The sequence below is a fragment of the Sphingobacterium faecale genome (assembly GCF_016746095.1).
GTDB classification, from domain to species: domain Bacteria; phylum Bacteroidota; class Bacteroidia; order Sphingobacteriales; family Sphingobacteriaceae; genus Sphingobacterium; species Sphingobacterium faecale.
On record NZ_JAERTY010000001.1, the window covers coordinates 501,953 to 517,138 of the forward strand.

Here is a 15,186-nt window from a genome sequence, read left to right on the forward strand (position 1 = left end):
ATATGAAAAAGCTATTAACTATTTTAAGTATCCTAATTAGTTGTGCAGTGAATGCTCAGATTATAACGGGGGGCGTAATAGATGTTGAAAAACAACCAATTCCTGCAGTTACAGTCAGTATAAAGGGTAAGAAAACACAGGCTTCAACAGATCAAGATGGGAAGTTTTCAATTAACTCAGAAGGACAGAATACTGTGTTAGTATTTAGTGGTATAAATATACAGACTAAATCTGTTGAAGTTGGGGATAAGCGAGAGATTACTGTTGTCCTGGTAAAAAGAGAAACTATCCTTGATGAAGTTCAGATAGTTGGATATGGTACAAGTACACAAAGGTTAAATATAGGCTCAGTGACTAAAATTAAAGCTGAGGATATCGAGCGGCAGTTGGTTTCTAATCCATTGGCGGCACTTCAGGGGCGTGTTCCTGGATTAGATATATCGGCTACAAGTGGGGTGCCAGGTTCATCTTTTAAAGTACAACTTAGAGGTCAAAATACCATAAATACATCGCGAGGTTCTGTCCCCCCAATGGATAACCCTTTGTACATTATAGATGGTGTTCCTTTTGCAGCTCAAAATAATAACGTAAATCAATTTGCATCATTAGCTTCTCCTGGTGTAGGTGATACTTTTAATAATGCCTATGGTGGTTTAAGCCCTTTTAATAGTATCAATCCTGCTGATATCGAGAGTATAGAAATATTACGAGACGCGGATGCGACTGCTATTTATGGTTCACGAGGTGGGAATGGTGTTATATTGATTACAACAAAGAAAGGTAAGCAAGGAAAGACAGAGCTGGCCGTAAATGGAAATGTAGGGGTTAGTGTCATTGGTCATACTTTGCCGATGATGAATACAAAGCAATTTCTAGAGATGAGGAATGAGGCTTATGTAAATGATGGTCTTGTTCCTTCAGAAATTGCATCATCTAGCAGTTATGCACCTGATCTGCTAATTTTTGATTCTAATAGGGATGTAAATTGGACTGATGAATTTTTCGGGTCAGCATCTTACAATTCAACTTTCAATATTGGGCTTAAGGGGGGGGCACAATATACCCAATTTAGATTTGGAGGAAATTATAATAAGTCGTCGTTCAGCCTTCCTGGAGGATTCTATGATCAAAAAACGGGCTTGTCACTTGGGATTCATCATGATACGAATAATAAAAAAATATCTTTTGACTTTTCAGGGACTTATAATAATGGGAAGAATAACTCTTCATCTGGAACAAACTTACTGTTAACTTCAAATCTACAACCCAATTACCCTGTTCCTTTTGATGACGATGGAAATCTCGTGTGGTACTACAAAGGAGTATCTCTAAATGGAGGTACGGTACCTAGTAATCCATATGCTTACTTAATGCAAAAATATGAGATGAATTCTGATGCTCTTAATGCGAATTTACTCATTTCATACAGACCGTTAAAGGGCTTAAGTGTAAAAACAAGTTTAGGAATTAGTAGCTTCCTGACAGATGAATACAAGGGCGTGCCAAAAAAATCTCTTACACCACAATACAATTATTCAGCCAATGCAAATTTTGGAAATAGTTCAGCTACTTCATGGATTATAGAACCTCAAGCTACCTACAATAGAGAATTTCAAAAGCTGGAGATTGAAAGCTTAATAGGTGGTACATTACAAGCGAGTAATAATAGTAGTCAGAGTGTGTATGCATCAGGGTATATCAGTGACGAGCTAATCAGATCGATATCCGGAGCGCCAAATAAAAACGCTAGTGATAACTTTAATGAATATCGTTATTCAGCTCTATTTAGCCGTTTAAAAATGAATTTTGATAGGCGATATCTCTTTTCTGCTAATTTTCGCAGAGATGGATCAAGTAGGTTTGGTTCGGGACGTCAATTTGGTAATTTTGGATCTGTAGGCTTTGGTTGGTTATTTAATGAAGAAAAATTTATTAAAGAAAGTTTATCATTTCTCAGTTATGGAAAGTTGCGAACGAGCTATGGGATTACGGGCTCTGATGGAATAGGGGACTATAATTATTTATCAAGATGGGAACCTTCATACTTTAATTATGGAGGTACATTAGGATTTTCCCCTTTAAATCATGCTAATGATGAGTTTGGTTGGGCAAGTACCAAAAAACTAGAACTTGGTGTTGAACTTGGTTTTCTAGATGATCGATTTCTGCTTTCTGTCGCTTGGTATAGGAATAGGACCGGTAATCAGCTCGTTAACTATACATTGCCAATTTCTACTGGGTTTTCTAAAGTGGTTCAAAACTGGGGGGCTAAAGTAGAAAATAAGGGTTCCGAGGCTGTCTTACAAGCATCGATTTCGAAGACTCCTACATTTAGTTGGTCTTCCTCTTTTAATATAAGTCTTCCTAAAAATCAATTAATTTCTTTTCCTGGATTAGAAGAGAGTGCTTATTCGACGATGTATACGATTGGCCGTTCACTGAGTTCTCTTTATTTGTATAAATATGCTGGTGTGGATAAGGAAACTGGAATATTTACTTTCTATAAAGAAGATGGAACTGTCACAAGTACCCCGAAATCTGCACAAAGTGGTCAGTTTAACGATATGTATTACGTCGGTAAGACAGATCCTGAATTTTTTGGCGGTTTGAGTAATACTTTTTCTTTTCGTTCAATTCGACTAGATATATTCATGGATTTCAAGAAGCAGATAGGAAAAAATTACCTTGGACAAGTTTATTATTTTTATCCCGGAGAAAGGGCGAATATGCCTGTAGAATTGCTTAATCGATGGCAAAAAGAGGGTGATCAAGCTGCTTTTCAAAAATACTCTACTTTGGCTACTAGTAAAGCAGGTAGGGCGAATCAAGTATTTGCAAAATCTGATGCAGTTTATGGAGATGCATCATACTTAAGACTTAGAAATGTGACAATTTCTTACGAAATTCCAGCTAATTATATTAAGCGTATCGGCTTGAAGCACTTAAATACGTTTGTTAACGCACAAAACTTATTTACGATTACCAATTATAAGGGGAATAATCCTGAAACCCAAAGTTTCTATGGCGTTCCACCTCTAAGTTCCTTTAATTTTGGGATTCAAATGAAATTTTAATTATACAGATTATGAAAATAAGTAATAAAATAAAACTATCAGTGATGCTGCTTTTTTCTTGCATCTATCTGTCTTGCAAGGATTTTTTAACGATCGATCCTCCAGCAAATCAGTTAGTTTCTGCGACGGTATTTAGTGATAGTACATATGCAAGTCAAGCACTAACTGGAATTTATATTTATATGAATAGTGAATATGGTTTCGGTTTTGGAAGTGGTGGTCTTACACTTTATCCGGGGCTTTCTGCTGACGAGATTTTAAGTTCTGCTAATAATACGACATTGGAGGAATTTGCTTTAAATAAAGTGTCTCCACTCAATTCAGCAAATCTCTCACTTTGGACACGAGCGTATGAGTATATATATCGTGCAAATGCATGTATCGAAGGAGTGAGGGGAAGTGAAAATATCAGCAAGACAGCTAAAGTTCATTTATTAGGGGAGGCAATGTTTTTGAGAGCTTTTATTTATTTTAATTTAGCTAACCTTTTTGAAAATATACCTTTAATACTTAGTACAAACTATGTGTTAAGTAGTACAGTGAAAAATGCAACAGTTGAAGAGGTCTATAAGCAGATTGAAGAAGATCTTGTTTTTGCAAAATGGGGTTTGAAGAGAAGCACGCATGTTACAATGAGACCAAGTGCTTATGCTGCATCAGCATTGCTAGCAAAGGTCTTTCTTTTTCAGGGTAAATATGAGGCTGCCTTGTTGGAATCTAATGAAGTGATTGGTTCAAATGTATTTCATCTTGAGGAAAATCTAGCAGATGTTTTTAAAACCAATAACAGAGAGACAATTTGGAAACTTCTTACGGTTATTCCCGATCGGGAAACAGCAGAGGGATTTGACTTTATTCCAGCAAATAATCAGACAGTACCTAAATTTAAAGTAAAAGAAGGTCTTTATAGTTCTTTTGAGAATTCCGATTTGAGAAAATCGGAATGGATAGGTGAGATATTGGTTAATGGAGCAGTCTATAGGTATCCTTACAAATATAAAAACCGAACTCCAGGAACAGGGGGTAAGGAGGATTATGTTGTCTTAAGACTTGCCGAATTGTATTTGGTAGCAGCTGAGGCGGCTTTGTATCTTAATGATTTATCTAAAGCATTGGATAATTTAAATATAGTGAGGTTGAGAGCTGGTTTAAATAAGCTGAATACTGTTGTTAAATCTGAAATTATGAACAATATTATAGAGGAAAGGAGGAAAGAATTATTTTGTGAATGGGGAAATAGGTGGTTTGATCTAAAAAGATGGGGGGTGACGGAATTGATTATCGGCGAATCTAATCCCGACTGGTCTGAATCAGCTGTGCGATATCCGATCCCAGAAAGTGAGCTAAATGCGAATCCATTTCTTAAACAAAATTTAGGTTATAATTAGGTTCCACTATTGAAAAAGAGCCTATGAAAATTAATTTTCATAGGCTCTTTTTAATTATTGGTATCCTTAATTTAATTCTTTGTTCTAGGTGTTTGTTTTGGAACCTCACTATTAGTTTTAAGTTTCATTGTTATAAGATCTACTTGGTCTTCAGAAAAACCAGATACGCATTGATGAGGTTTATCCACATCACATCCTGCTCCCTGAGGAGGTGTAGTACTTGGTGTTGGGCTAAGAGAGGAAGCGTCAGCAATTGCAACAGGAGATGTTAAGTTGTACGTTCCGTCGACTTGAAACCAGTATAGGGGAGTTTGCAATGTACTTGTATTTTCCTTTTTAATTATGTGTTTTTTTTTATCATCCATTCCATTTACCATAATGAATAGACCGAGTACTAAACCTGTTAATACAAAACTGATGCGAGACCAATTGTTTTTTAAAGTTGCCATGGCAATATTTTTTAAGTTTGTTTTTAGAATTATAATCAACTAAAAGGCATGTCCAGGCCTATTTGTATTAGTGCGCATAGCACTATAGACATTTTAGTATATCCCGCCTTCCGGGAAACAGTGCGAATTTTCTTTTAATCTTTTTCATCTCTTTTCTGTCATTGTCTACGTCAAAGATAGATCAGATTATAGCCGTCGACACGACAGGTTACGTTTTACGGACACGACAGCCTTCTAGTCTATTAAATGTTTAGGGAGCTGAATCTAAAGATTGGAGGTATTCGCTTGGTGTTTGGTTGCTGTGCTTTTTTAAAAACCGACCAAATGCATCGCGTGAATTATAATTGAGTTCATAAGCTGTTTTTGTAGCACCCATCCCTGAATCTAGTAGCCGTTTGGCTCGTGTCAATAGTAAATCCGTACGGAGTTCGCGAAGGCATTTGCCAAAATGTTGCTTATGATAGCGGTTTACGGTGTCTAGATCTAGCTTTAGGTCATCGGCTAGCAGATTGATCTGCGTTTCCTGCCCCTTCTCCTCGATATGCATAGCCAGTAGTTTCCGCGCCTGTATCGCTATCTTGAGATCATAGCTCATTTTGGTTTCCTCTTCGGATATCTTCTCGGCCGACAGATCGATGAGATCGTGGATAATACCGAAGACAAAACTTTCATTTTTCAGTTTTCTTTTTTTTAAGCCACGGCACAGCGCACGTATGTACATCCGCGTACGTTTGCCAACCTTAAAATCTTTGCTCACCACCACTTCCTCCACTTGTGCTCGCCTAGACCGCAATAGGTCGTGCAAGAATACATAGGGCTTTTTGTTTTTCTTGCGAAATGTTTTGCTCTGGAAGTAATAGCCGAAGAGCTGGCTTTTTCCCGCCGGTATCGTTAAGCTATAATGTCCCGGCGGTAGGTAGTAGTACATCCCACGGCCGCAGGATTGCTGGCTGATCAGGTGACCCTGTGCATCGTATAGACGGATGGCTGCGCTGGCCTCTAGTGTGTACAGCACATGGATGTCGTATAGCTTCACCTTGATCGGAATAGTACGCTCTTCGCAGAATAGCGTGTCCAGACAGCTCAGAAATACTTCCAATGTATCAAACTCTTGTAGTATGGCCTCATCTACGCCGCGCTTCCAGTAGCTGGTTTGGCTATCACGGAGTATCGGGTTAGGCATCAGCTGCTCCAGACAATTAATGTTCACAACCTTGTCCAAGATTTGCTGAAGTTTTATTATCACAGATCGCTTCATAATTCTTTAGGTTTAAATTTTTCTCTAGTCGAGCTTCGGGATACATCTCCCTAAAATGAATGATAAAACTGTAATCATAGGTAATAGTTTTTCACCTCCTTTCCTTGTATTGGATGGATGCGGTCCTGACGGTACCTGCGGCATCAGCTTCGGCATGTCCAAGGGGTTGGTTATCATTGTGGATACTAGTCTGTTTCCGATAAGGGTAGTACCATGCGCATAGGTTGTACCAAATCATCAACACCGAAAAATGGTATAGGCCAATCGTCAGAGCTATACCGATATGCATGGCTATGGTCGATGTGTAGATGATGCGTCGGTATCTCATGCCTAGCCATGCTAAAGCATAGCCAAGCTCCAATAGTAGAATCCCTATTCCCATAATGATCCAACAGATAGACCAGTTACCCCAGTGGAGGGGAATGTCGATTAGGCTGCTGGGGAATGGTTGCTGTACCGCCTTCCAGATCGCTTCTCCATTCCACCAGGTTGGCCCCATAGCCTTGCCGAGACCTCCAAAAAAGTAGACCAGAACAAGTTGAGCCTGCCAGGCGTAAACACCTTTTCGCTGCCAGATAAGCTGACTCTCTGATCGAGCGGTATAACTAAAAAAAATACTGAACAGTAACCCGGTTTGTGCCAGATAATCTGCACCATAGGTCCACCGCAGGTCTACCATAAAAAGACCGTGCTGTATCAATAAGAGTAGGAAACTGGAGTAGCGTATCCATTTGCCAAAAACCAAGCAAATACAACATACACTGTAGGCTGTAGCGGTGAGATGTATCCATAGCGGATGTGCGCTGCGGAATATTTCTTCCCAGCTCCAGCCACTGAAGCTATGCCAGAAGGGAAGTAATTCGGCGTCATAAACACTTGCCGATCCGTAGAGCAATGTCAGATCGGGCCAGAGCTGTAACATTTCGATCCATAGTAGCAGACCGATACCGCGTGGCAGCAGCAAGAGGCCGTCACAAAAAGTGTTCGCTATGGCATAGGATGCGTTTCTGTTGGTTTGGCTGTTCATAAATAGGTATAATGAGTTTGTTGGTCTGTTTTTTTGATCGGATATCGCGCAAGCTTGGTATACGTGTACTGTAAATAAGGAGATGGATTTTGTTATTAGGATATTGTCGTTGTACATATTTGTACAGACTATGCGCGGTAGCGCGGGCTAATAATGGCGTTTTGCTCTGATTCCCTTCATGACGCCAGCCTTCCAAAGCCTCAAGCAAAGTACAGTACCGGAGTTTACTGGGCGTAGAGCGTAGTCCAGGATACGAAAGGGTAAGTACAGTATCTGCTCGCGGGTCTCGAACTTCGAATCTGCTCGAATAAATACTACCCACCTGTGGACTATAAAAACCATAGCAGCCGTGTATGCCTGCCAGTTGTGCGTAATGATGAAGGACTGGCTGATTATGCAATCGCTGTACGGAATGCAGAATTGGATCCACAGCCGATTTTACACCGATAGACGGTAGCTGCATATTACCTATATTATGCAGGATTACCAATCCAAAGTGTAGTCCCAGAGCTATAGATCCAATACGTTGTAGCATCTTACTTCCGTTTAGTTCTACTGTGTCAGGTAGTGTTCTAATGCTTGCTGATCACTGAGATTGGTAGGCTTTTTAGGAGCGAAAATCTTAGTGCCCAACAGATCAAAGTCTATTGTATTTGCCGACTCCACTTCGTCGAGAACCTGGGGCGTCACCGTAGTAGGAAGATAGTTGTAAAGGCTGATGGCGATGGCCATGCAGCTGCAGATAATGAGTTTTTGTGTAGTTTTATTGTTCATGATATTTAAAAAATTGTTCTCTTAAAAATCTGAATTGCAGATGATATTTAGGTCGCGAGTGGCCTTTTTGGGGTATTTAATGGTTTTTTTTGTATATTCACCTATCAACCAATAGGAAAATTAAACTAAGTATGAATCTATATGCTGCACTAATTATTGATGATGAGAAGCATGTGAGACTGGATGTGGGAGATGCATTGGATACCTCGCAATTATTCACCGTAGTGGGTGCTTATAGTACTATTGAGGCTGCGCTTGAATTCCTGAGAGAAGAAAGCAAAGTCCTAGATTTTATCTTTTGCGATATACAGTTCGAGAAAGGGATGTCGGGAATAGAGGGGGCAGAAGAGCTACGGAAGTATTGTAGGTTTTTTGTTTTCTTTACGGGGCATTTTGAAGATTACCTACTTGAAAATGCACTTTTGAAGCCTGATGGCTTTTTGTCGAAGCCTGTACAGTTGGAAGATATTCAGGAGCTTATGGCGCATTTGGGCCTGCGCCAATCCTTGAAGCCGATAGAGCAAATAATTTATGTGATGGAGCCGTCTGAGAAAGATGTCGATAGCGGGGAGCAAAAGACGAAACGACGGGTGAGGCCGCGGATACCGATCCAGCTTAAGGATGTGGTCAAGGTAGAGCGTGAGGGGAAATTCCTTCACATATATGGAGCAGGTGCTCAGGGAACACTCGTTTTGCTCGGACAGTTGCGCATGGCACTTAAGGGTTTTTATGCACATTTTCAAAAGCTGGATATCTTTATTCCGCCAAATTCTTCGGTATTAATCAATGTCGCATTCACCACATCCATAAGCATCCATGCCATTGTTTATTATCACGGTAGGCAGGTCTTGGTGACCGATGGCTATCGCCGCAAGATTAGAGATTATCAGGAAAGGAATAGGGGATAGTATGCCTTACCAAGCCGTCGGGAAAAGAGGGTTGCGTATAGCCTTAGGTGTATGTTTATTTCTCGTATATGCTTACGTTATAAAAATAGCGAACTATGCCTTTTCGGGTTGGGTAGATTTCCTGTTTATGTTGCTCACTTTGGGCGCTGTATTCCTCTTGGCTATTTATTGGATCTTGCCTAAGGCAATGGCAGGAAAAAGGTACCCGCTTGTATATATAATAGTGAGTTTTTTGCTGGCCGATCTGCTGGTGTTTGTCCTGTCCATAGGGATCAGTATCTTTTTGGGTGGGTTTGTGTGGGATGGTAACTGGGAGATTAGCAATTACGAACATGTTTTTATGGCCTATATGGCCACAAACCTTTTTAGTTTGCTTTATTATATGGTGCGTCACGGTATTTTGAACTGGGGCGAGCAGCAGCGACAGCATATCGAACTTTTGAAGTTACGTCAGCAGGTGGCCAGGCAGCAGTTCTTTCCGCATTTTATGAAAAATACCTTGAGTGCCCTGCGGGCATTATCCCGAAGGGATCGGACCCGCAGCATCCGCTGCGCTGATCTGTTGACCGCGCTCTTTATCTACTGTCTAAAAAATCGGGACACCCATTTTGTATTATTAGAACAGGAACTGGAACAGGTAGATAAATTATTGGAAATATATAGTCTTCGGCAGGATGATAGCGATATCATGCTGGATGTACGTATGGGGGTGGAGGTATCTAGAAAGTCGAATATACCCTATATGTTATTATTGACCCTAATAGAAAATGCCTGCGAATACGGGATATGTACCGATGAGCATAGACCGATCCTGGTCGATATATTCTGTATTACGCCGGGGAGCCTGACGATACGCGCGATGAACTGGATTCCGGAAGTTAAAACACATAATCCTGCTGCTACAGGGCAGGGGCTAAAACTCTTAAACGATTATGTTGTTGCTCTTGATCATAAGAATAGTATCTGCATTGAGCAGGCCGGACAGTGCTTTGAAGTGGTGATTACCCTGCATATTAGTTCTTTTTAGTATACTTGTTTAATTTATAAACTTACCATCTCTTGACGGCATTCCAGAAGTCTGTATATCTACCTACTAGTCTGTCTGTAAATAGAAAGGGACGTATCTTGATCTTTTGGTCTGGTCTGTACTTGTGCAGTCGATGGTCTTAACACACTAAGATCATGATTCGATTATTATCCACTCTTGTCAGATTGGCCGGGGATATCCTGTCTAGCCTGAACCATATTTTACAGTTATTGCAGAAACTTGCTGAACTGAATGGCGATACTGGTCCCGTACCTCAGCTCAATAAAAGTAACGATATCCCTTCCGAAAAGCCAGATGTAAATGGTTACACCGAAGAGGAGCTGTGCACGGTTGGAGAGGCTTGTCTCGCAATGAACGTGTCGCGTTCGCATATCGATAGAATGCGTAACCGTGAAGAGTTTACTAAACTCGAGAATAAAAATGGACGTGTACGCTTGGTGAAGGCAGAAGTTGAAGCGGCAAAAATTTGGTATTCCAAAAGAAAAGGAAAGCTATAACCATTTTGTGTTGGTTGGGTTCTCAAATGAATAAGCCGTAGTCTACATGTGATGTGCTGTTGAACCGTTCTGGTCAGCAGCACATCTTTTTGTTTTAATCCCTTACGTAAAGTGTTCAATAGTTGTTTGCTTTGCCTTTGCTGCTCATCGGTTTGAGAAATACCTCTACCGCTTCTGTTGCATGACTTCTTCTTATTAATGGCTGATAGATTTGTTTGTCTGCGCCGCTGATCGTTATCAGTCAGTGACTTATTGCTTTGTTTTATTTGATTGCGAAATCTGGTTTGTGTAGCTTTTAAAACGGGGTGCCGTGGATTTGCTTATGTTTGCAGCGCTGCTGTTTTCTTCATTGGTATAATGATACTGGGCAACCACAGATCGGTTCTGTTATGTGGGCAGTTATTTTGGGACGCCGATCTAAGCCTTTGTTTTCATAGTTGTCTGGACTCATCCCGTCGTTTTTCCAAAGTACCTGACGGCTCTTTGTTTATGCTCAGGTATCCATCTCTTTGCTCTATAGGTTTTCTGATAAGGCTTTGTCGCTTTTCCATTCGCTTATGCGGCTAAACGGATTTGGTTTGCGGCGCAATGTTTTTGTTGGTTGTTCCTTTTAGATTACTCCGTTGCCGAAGCGATTAAGACAACGACTAATAGGATCTCTTCGATGGTGCAAGCAATTTAGTTTGCGGCAAACTAGTTTACAAAACGCTCACAAGCAAACCGGTTAAGGGGCTGTTAAAAAAAATAACCTTTCGTCAAGTTGCATCAAAAAAGGCCTCCTCTTCATCTTGTTGCATCACGTTGCGTCAAAAATTTCAATTTCCTGACTTCTGAGCCATCTTCGGATCATGAACAACACTAAAAAGGCTTCAGCACGGGCACCACCTGATAATGAATAATGGTTAATTGTGAATGGTTAATGATGAGTAATCTTCATAGCCCTATAACTATACAACCCTGTAAATACATAATCCCGATACTCGGGACAGGCTCTTATAACTATTTAAATATCATGAGAAAAGAAAAAGTAATTAGCAATTATACTGGACTATCGGATTATGAACTGTCTACTTTAGCGGGGCGAGTGTTGAAAGCCATGCAGGAAGCAACGACTCAGGCCAGCTTCCCAAACCCAAACCCTGATATCGCCGATCTGGAAACTATGGTCAACGATTATATCGCCAAACATGAGATCGCCAGCAGGCGAGGGTCAGCGCTAGAGATCAGCTTAAAAAATGAAAGCCGTAATGTGCTGCTCTTCGCCCTTAAAAACCTGGCACACCATGTCAACGAGGTGGCCGATGGGCAGTTGTCTATGCTGTTAAGTACAGGCCTTGTACTGGCAAACAAACCCAGCAGTTCCGAGCTACCATTAGTTACAGCACGTATTCAGCTACGCGACGGACGGGTGTCTGGACAGATGCGATTAGATTTTACAGCTCTTAAGCGCGTATGGGAGTATGAAGTTGAGGTAGGGCGTGAAGATGCAACCAATACGGTAGAATGGTTTAGCACATTCAATACGACCTCGTCCCGAAGCAATGTCCTCACAGATATGGTGCCAGGTGTAAAATATTATGTGCGTGTGCGTGCACGTAATAGTAAGGGCTACGGCGATTGGTCGGAAGCGGTATCCTTGATTGCGCGTTAAAAAGTGAAGTAGGTTATGGTGGTGAAGAAGGTTGTACCTATTCACCACTATACCTTCATGATTCTGTGAATGTACAGGTCTATAACCCTGAATTATGTTCGGGACAAGCTATCTATATAACTATTCGAAAAAATGAATCTATTTGTAAAACGTATCAAACAGGGGAAGAATAGTACCCTTTCTGAAATTTATATTGATGAGGAATTATTTGGCTATGGGCTGGAAGATCGGGTGAGAGGGGCCAGAGTGGAGCAGTCTAAATCAATTCCTGCGGGGACTTATCCTATCGGACTCTATACGTATGGCGCTATGCATTCCAGGTATAAACGCCGCTTGGGCGACAAACATCGAGGTATACTCCGGATAATGGGGATCCCGGATAATCCATACGCTTATATCCATAGAGGGAAGCACTTCGGCTTGACCAATGGCGGGCTATTGGTCGGATTGGATAGCAAAAAAGATGGTGAGGGAGACTCTTTTCTTTTAAAGCATAAAGTAGCCTACGAAGTGCTTTATGAGCGTGTGGTAGAGGCAATGAGTCGCGGAGAAGTAACCTTTATCACTTTCATAAACCTATAACTTATATCACATGTTAACAACAATCAATCCCTCATGGCTAGCCCAAGGCTGGCAGAAGGAACTTACATTGAAAGAAAAGCTGTTCTTTGGCTTGCTCTTCCTGAGCATCGGCTGGGTTCTGATATCGATCATATTGCAGTTGCTCGACCCTGCGATCGGTGTGCTGGATTTTGGTACACTGACTGTTGCGATCTTCGGACTGCTCGTAGGGTGGCTCGCAGTCTATATCAGTATCTGGCTGCAGGAGCTCTTATGGAGCCCTTTTAAATCTTTTCGTAAAAAATTTGTTCATCATTTTAATCAATTGACATCATGGCAACAATGTATTCTTTATTTCTCGGTCTTCTTTTTACTGTTGTATGCAGTTATAGTGGCGGTAGGAGTAGTGATGTAAGGTCGCTCAAGCCGCAGATGTCATTTTCTATGACGAAGACTTCATTTTTTTCCTTGATGAAAAAAACGAAGCAAAAAAACCGGAACGAAGTGGAGCTCAGCGAAGCTAAATCAAGGCTTGGACAACACGACGCTAAATACATTTTGACAGGTCTAAACATCTCGGAGCCGTTTCGCTTTGCTTCACTTCATCGACCTGTTTTTAACGACCTGCAAAATGTATTCTTAACGCTATATTGTCCTAGGCCAATTGAAAGGGTTGGTACTGGTAGTTCTTTCTTTACGTCATCCCGATTGGAGCGAAGCGTAATAGAGGGATCTACAAGCAAAGTAACGGGAAACGTAAGAAATAAAATAATAAACATTGCTTCTGCAGAACTGGGCGTTCGCGAAGCTACGGGCAACAACGACGGGCCACGTGTCGAACAATACCTTCGATACACCGGTCTGGGGCCTGGGCATGAATGGTGTGCCGCATATATCAGCTGGTGCTATGGGCAGGCCGGATTTGCTGTTCCACGCAATCCATGGAGCCCGTCACTGTTTCCAAAGGCGAGGGTGTATTGGAAAGCAGGCAAATTCGTTGATTCGCCTGTTCGCAAATCTTCAAATTCGCGAATAGGCAAATTCACCTCCAAAGCTGACATATTCGGTATATATGGAGCCAAAGTGAAACGCATCAACCATGTGGGGCTAGTCAAAGAAATGTCTAATGATTACCTGATCAGCATCGAAGGCAACAGCAATGACCGCGTAGAATCCCGTAGGCGGCACCTAAGGACAATCTATGCAATAGCTGATTGGGTGGATTGATTATAACTCCATAACTCTATAACATGAAAAATCACATCATTTCCAGCACCCTTGTCCCGGTATTCGGGATGCTCATATTCCTTACGGCCTTTACTGGTATCTCCTTTTACGGTTGTAGGTCCTCCAAGGAAAAGTTAAAAAAGACAATATTACATACAGACGACCGCTATACCTTTGAGAGGAGAGAATGGCAGCAGGATGTGTTAGAAGACACGACCTACCGTTACTGGAGCTTTTTGACGGATTCCACTTTTTTCTTCCATCCTGATAGTGGCTTATGGGCCAGCAGAGGGACGGTGTATATGGAAGATCAAAGTGCGTTTAGGAGGTATCATAATTATGATGCGAGCCAAGCCAATCGTGCCATCCATGTCCAGGAGCAGCTGAATACGCAAAAAGGTAGCAAGGTCAGCTATTCGATATGGAAAATAATACTGCCAGGGATTGCCGTTATCATGGTAGTGCTTTTCTTCCTGTTGAAAAAAAAGTGATCGCGCTTTAATCGATAACGCGTTTCCGGTATCAAAGAAACGCGTTTATTCGTTGTTATTCATCCTGATACTGTACTTTTCTTTGCGTAAATTAGATCGAGACCAACGCAAACTAGTGAGCGGATGGATCGAGCTGGCGTAGTTTTTTTGCCTTTTACCCGATTTTTTCTTTACTTAGCCGGCACTAACCGGAGCAGATGACCCTATCGAGTGCTATATCTGAAAGAAAACTGTTGCATCGCCTTAAAGAAGGGGATCAAGAGGCTTTTTCTTCGCTGTACACGACACACCACGATGCGCTATACCTATATGCCTACCGATTGGCAGGTGATGAGGATCAGGCAGCTGATTTTGTGCAGGAAGCATTTATGTACATCTGGGAGAAAAAAGCTTTGTTGCATATCGAAACTTCGCTTATCGCTTATTTGTTCCGCGCAGTAAGACACAGATTCCTCAATCTAAAGGCACATGACAAAGTACGGGCAGATTTTGCAGCTAATTTCCAACGTCATCTAGATCAGAGCGCTTACGCAGTGGATCGTATTATCGAAGAGAAAGAACTTTTTGAACAGCTGCAGGCGGAATTAGCCAAGCTTCCCCAAAAGATGGCCCAGATATTTCGATTACGCCAGCAGAATATTCCCGATAGAGAGATCGCCGAGCAGTTGGGGATCTCCGAAAAAACGGTCAAGAACCTGATGAGTCAGACCCTGAAAAAATTAGCACATACCTTCAAGAGGTTCGTTCTTTTCCTTTTTGCCTAACAGCATTTGATTTTTTTTTATTTTTTTCGGGAAAAACATCTTCCTGAACTGCCATTACTATAAACCACG

Annotated in this window: 16 protein-coding genes; 11 read left to right on the top strand and 5 right to left on the bottom strand. The window is 41.4% G+C overall.

The features are described 5' to 3' along the window. Positions 1-2 precede the first annotated feature (2 nt). Both JKG61_RS01995 and JKG61_RS02000 read left to right on the top strand, forming a co-directional pair. Positions 3-3,074, top strand: coding sequence for a SusC/RagA family TonB-linked outer membrane protein (locus JKG61_RS01995; protein ID WP_202101311.1), 3,072 nt, complete (start codon positions 3-5; stop codon positions 3,072-3,074). Between the two features lie 11 nt (positions 3,075-3,085). Continuing rightward, on the top strand, positions 3,086-4,462 hold the full coding sequence (locus JKG61_RS02000; RefSeq protein WP_202101312.1) for a RagB/SusD family nutrient uptake outer membrane protein: 1,377 nt from the start codon (positions 3,086-3,088) through the stop codon (positions 4,460-4,462). 71 nt (positions 4,463-4,533) lie between these two features. Here the strand turns inward: JKG61_RS02000 and JKG61_RS02005 are convergent, their stop codons facing one another. The 5 genes from JKG61_RS02005 to JKG61_RS02025 all read right to left on the bottom strand — a co-directional run bounded on the left by JKG61_RS02005 (position 4,534) and on the right by JKG61_RS02025 (position 7,970). After that, positions 4,534-4,911 carry a hypothetical protein gene (locus JKG61_RS02005; protein ID WP_202101313.1) on the bottom strand — a complete coding sequence of 126 codons (378 nt, stop codon included), beginning with the start codon at positions 4,909-4,911 and terminating at the stop codon, positions 4,534-4,536. 250 nt (positions 4,912-5,161) lie between these two features. Continuing rightward, positions 5,162-6,169 carry a helix-turn-helix domain-containing protein gene (locus JKG61_RS02010; RefSeq protein WP_202101314.1) on the bottom strand — a complete coding sequence of 336 codons (1,008 nt, stop codon included), beginning with the start codon at positions 6,167-6,169 and terminating at the stop codon, positions 5,162-5,164. Between the two features lie 91 nt (positions 6,170-6,260). Further along, positions 6,261-7,196 carry a hypothetical protein gene (locus JKG61_RS02015; RefSeq protein ID WP_202101315.1) on the bottom strand — a complete coding sequence of 312 codons (936 nt, stop codon included), beginning with the start codon at positions 7,194-7,196 and terminating at the stop codon, positions 6,261-6,263. Next, a complete protein-coding gene (locus tag JKG61_RS02020) occupies positions 7,141-7,731 on the bottom strand; it encodes a hypothetical protein (RefSeq protein WP_202101316.1) in 591 nt (196 codons plus the stop codon). The genes JKG61_RS02015 and JKG61_RS02020 overlap by 56 nt, the downstream gene beginning before the upstream one ends. A 17-nt stretch (positions 7,732-7,748) precedes the next feature. Further along, entirely contained in the window at positions 7,749-7,970 is a 222-nt protein-coding gene (locus JKG61_RS02025) for a hypothetical protein (RefSeq protein WP_202101317.1), read from the bottom strand. Positions 7,971-8,101: 131 nt separating this feature from the next. Here JKG61_RS02025 and JKG61_RS02030 point away from each other — a divergent pair, with 131 nt between their 5' ends. The 9 genes from JKG61_RS02030 to JKG61_RS02070 all read left to right on the top strand — a co-directional run bounded on the left by JKG61_RS02030 (position 8,102) and on the right by JKG61_RS02070 (position 15,117). Next, complete coding sequence (locus JKG61_RS02030) at positions 8,102-8,878, top strand: LytR/AlgR family response regulator transcription factor (RefSeq protein WP_202101318.1); 777 nt, start codon at positions 8,102-8,104, stop codon at positions 8,876-8,878. Beyond that, a complete protein-coding gene (locus JKG61_RS02035) occupies positions 8,829-9,905 on the top strand; it encodes a histidine kinase (RefSeq protein ID WP_202101319.1) in 1,077 nt (358 codons plus the stop codon). Before JKG61_RS02030 ends, JKG61_RS02035 begins: the two co-directional genes overlap by 50 nt. Before the next feature lie 155 nt (positions 9,906-10,060). Beyond that, entirely contained in the window at positions 10,061-10,423 is a 363-nt protein-coding gene (locus JKG61_RS02040; RefSeq protein ID WP_202101320.1) for a hypothetical protein, read from the top strand. Between the two features lie 1,012 nt (positions 10,424-11,435). Further along, positions 11,436-12,074 (top strand): fibronectin type III domain-containing protein, encoded by a 639-nt coding sequence (locus JKG61_RS02045; protein ID WP_202101321.1) that lies wholly within the window; start codon positions 11,436-11,438, stop codon positions 12,072-12,074. A gap of 132 nt (positions 12,075-12,206) precedes the next feature. After that, a complete protein-coding gene (locus JKG61_RS02050) occupies positions 12,207-12,656 on the top strand; it encodes a DUF5675 family protein (protein ID WP_202101322.1) in 450 nt (149 codons plus the stop codon). 10 nt (positions 12,657-12,666) lie between these two features. Continuing rightward, complete coding sequence (locus tag JKG61_RS02055) at positions 12,667-13,050, top strand: hypothetical protein (protein WP_202101323.1); 384 nt, start codon at positions 12,667-12,669, stop codon at positions 13,048-13,050. A 56-nt stretch (positions 13,051-13,106) separates the two neighbouring features. Beyond that, a complete protein-coding gene (locus JKG61_RS22860; protein WP_237249342.1) occupies positions 13,107-13,862 on the top strand; it encodes a C40 family peptidase in 756 nt (251 codons plus the stop codon). A 23-nt stretch (positions 13,863-13,885) separates the two neighbouring features. After that, entirely contained in the window at positions 13,886-14,353 is a 468-nt protein-coding gene (locus JKG61_RS02065) for a hypothetical protein (RefSeq protein WP_202101324.1), read from the top strand. 197 nt (positions 14,354-14,550) lie between these two features. Continuing rightward, complete coding sequence (locus tag JKG61_RS02070) at positions 14,551-15,117, top strand: RNA polymerase sigma factor (RefSeq protein ID WP_202101325.1); 567 nt, start codon at positions 14,551-14,553, stop codon at positions 15,115-15,117. The last annotated feature ends 69 nt before the right edge of the window (positions 15,118-15,186 follow it).